Origin of the sequence: Mycolicibacter algericus DSM 45454, assembly GCF_002086455.1 — a bacterium.
GTDB classification, from domain to species: domain Bacteria; phylum Actinomycetota; class Actinomycetes; order Mycobacteriales; family Mycobacteriaceae; genus Mycobacterium; species Mycobacterium algericum.
This window is the reverse complement of the sequence record NZ_MVHC01000066.1, coordinates 1-2329: the sequence shown is the minus strand read 5'-3', so window position 1 is coordinate 2329 and position 2329 is coordinate 1. Positions and strand designations below refer to the sequence as shown.

The window sequence follows — 2329 nt, the reverse complement described above, 5'->3', positions numbered from 1 at the left end:
ACTACGATCACAGGCACACCCCACCGAAGGCGGGGTGATTCAAGGAAATCAGTCCCCGGACTTACCGGGACGGCTCATAATCCCCCGGCGCGAGCAGTTCCAACAGATTCAGCAGATCTTCTTGGCGAAGGTTGATCGGTGTCGCGGTGAGGAAGACCAGGTTGTCCGCCCAGTCGGACAGCCGCGTGCCCAATGCGTAGCTCTTGGTGTCCTGGTTGCGCATGGAATGCGCTTCGTCGACGATGATCAGATCGAATTCCGGTGGCAGATCGTCCAGCTCTTCGATACCCGCCCAGCTGCGAAGCCGCTCAATGCTGCAGATGTACGCCTGCCGCCGGGGTAGGCGGTTCTGGCGGTGCCGCTCAAGGAACGTCTGCAGCGTCTTGCTGTCGAGCTCGACCACGTCGAACTCGAAGCGATCGTCCATCTCTTCTTTCCACTTGCCGACAAGGCCAGCGGGGCAGACGATCAGCACCCGGTCGGCTTCACGGCGCGCTTCAAGTTCCGTCCAGATCAGGCCCGCCTCGATCGTCTTACCGAGGCCGACCTCGTCCGCGATGAGGATGCGGGCCTTGCCGGTCTGCAGCAGCTTGAGGACCGGCTTGAACTGGTACGGCCGAAACGTGGTTCGGGTGGCCCGAAACGAGAACAGGGTGTTGGCAAACTTGCTCTGCAATTTTGCCCGCGTAAGCGTGGCACCGAACCGTCGCGCCGGGGTCGGCTCCCGGGTGACCCAGTTTCGTGGGTCATCGAGTTCCGGTCGGGCCTTCAGCGATGACTCGATGACGTTCTGCTGGCGGCCCTCCACGATCACCGTGTAGGACCACTGCCCCGACGGCCCGCCATGGAACACACGATCGCGGATCACGACGTCCGCATCGCCCGGATGCGTCACCGCAGCTTCGTTGACCTCGAATCGCGGCGCCGGGACGAGTTGCGCACCAAGCCAGAGGTGCTCCGCCCAGCCGAAGGCGGCCATGAGCGGATGATCGTCGTGGAGTTGATCGAGCGGGACCACCGTCGCGTCACCGGTCGGCGCCCCGATAGCAACCTGGAGGATGAACGCACCGCCATCGATGCCCTGGAACCAATAGAGCCCCTCGGGCAGTTCGACCTCGGGCTTCCCGAGTACCCGGCACTCCGCAACGCTGGACACCATCGCCCGCACCGGCCCATCAAGAATTAGTGCACGCGCGAATTCACCACGGTCGAGTGCGACATGGAGCTGCTCTGGGTCAGGGTGGTAGCCGAAGGAATGCGCAGGTCCCATAGCCGATGAGACCATCGACGCCATCCTCGAGCACTTCTTCTCGCTATGTTGGTGCATGGCAACCCCAGCGACGAGCTTGGCCGACCGCTTCAGATATCGCCCGCACTCGACGCCAGCTTCCGCATGCGTCAATCATTTATTCGTCGTCCCACTCATACTCGCCCCAAAAGGTGTCAAAAGTATTACCTTACAAAACAATCCCCGGTGAGGATTGCTGAACCGACGAGAGCGTGAGCGTGTCATCGCCGCTGATCGTTATTCTTCCGCCAACAACGAGATGATCGATAGCATCGCCGATGTAACGCTCCACGACTGCTCCGATTCTTGTCCACCCGAATACACGCGCAACACATTGAACGACTTCAGTCCGCCTGGCCGCGCCCACGTCTTGAACGGTAAGGACCACGGCCATTCCTAGTTCCTCCAAATGCACGTGTTCGGCCTTCCGAGCGGTGTTCCCTGCAGGTACGCGAACCACTGATACTTGGCGGCCGGGCAACATTAGGAAGTCTCCGTCTCGGATAACCTGCGCCCTCTGGATAGCGCGGTCGATGTTGTTGCGAATATTGGAACCAATACGTCCGATGTTCCACCATGCCCGAAGACGTTCATGAGCGACTTCGATATGGACGGGCCCTTCATATTCCACTAGAACCTGGATCGCTTCGACCATATGAAGGTGACTGCCTGCTTCTCCGGGATCCACAAAATGGGGAATCGGCGTCGCTGGAGCAGGCCGGTACTCGGTGGTCCAGTTTGGGGTATCGGCAATCTCGGCCTGCTCAGTCTCAATGATGGGTCGGTCTAAGGGCAAAGTGGCTCTTCCGGTTTCAGAGTGCGTTGATCCGGTCTTGAAGTTGGCCGGAGTGGATCAGGGATCGCAGGATGTAGTGGTTGAGGTTGCGAAATCCCAGGGCGATGCCGCGTAGGTGTTCCAGGCGGCCGTTGATGGCTTCGACGGGGCCGTTGGAGATGCCGACGTCGAAGTAGGCCAGGATTTCGCGGCGCCGCTTCCAGAGACTGCGACCCAGCTGCGCCAGCTCATCGAGGCCCTTAGGT

3 protein-coding genes are annotated in these 2329 nt (G+C 60.5%); all 3 read right to left on the bottom strand.

Annotation, left to right across the window (positions count from 1 at the left end):
* Positions 1-61: 61 nt before the first annotated feature.
* Positions 62-1294: a DEAD/DEAH box helicase gene (locus BST10_RS22040; RefSeq protein ID WP_165757231.1), complete on the bottom strand. Its 1233-nt coding sequence runs from the start codon at positions 1292-1294 to the stop codon at positions 62-64.
* Positions 1295-1457: 163 nt separating this feature from the next.
* A complete protein-coding gene (locus BST10_RS22035) occupies positions 1458-1943 on the bottom strand; it encodes a DUF3320 domain-containing protein (RefSeq protein ID WP_083040755.1) in 486 nt (161 codons plus the stop codon).
* A gap of 157 nt (positions 1944-2100) precedes the next feature.
* Positions 2101-2329, bottom strand: a 229-nt coding sequence (locus tag BST10_RS22030; protein ID WP_165757229.1) for a transposase, incomplete at its 5' end; no start/stop codon positions are given.

Coding starts and splice junctions, on each gene's coding strand:
- BST10_RS22040 (WP_165757231.1), bottom strand. CDS start 1,294: ATGGCGTCGATGGTCTCATCGGCTATGGGACCTGCGCATTCCTTCGGC.
- BST10_RS22035 (WP_083040755.1), bottom strand. CDS start 1,943: ATGGTCGAAGCGATCCAGGTTCTAGTGGAATATGAAGGGCCCGTCCAT.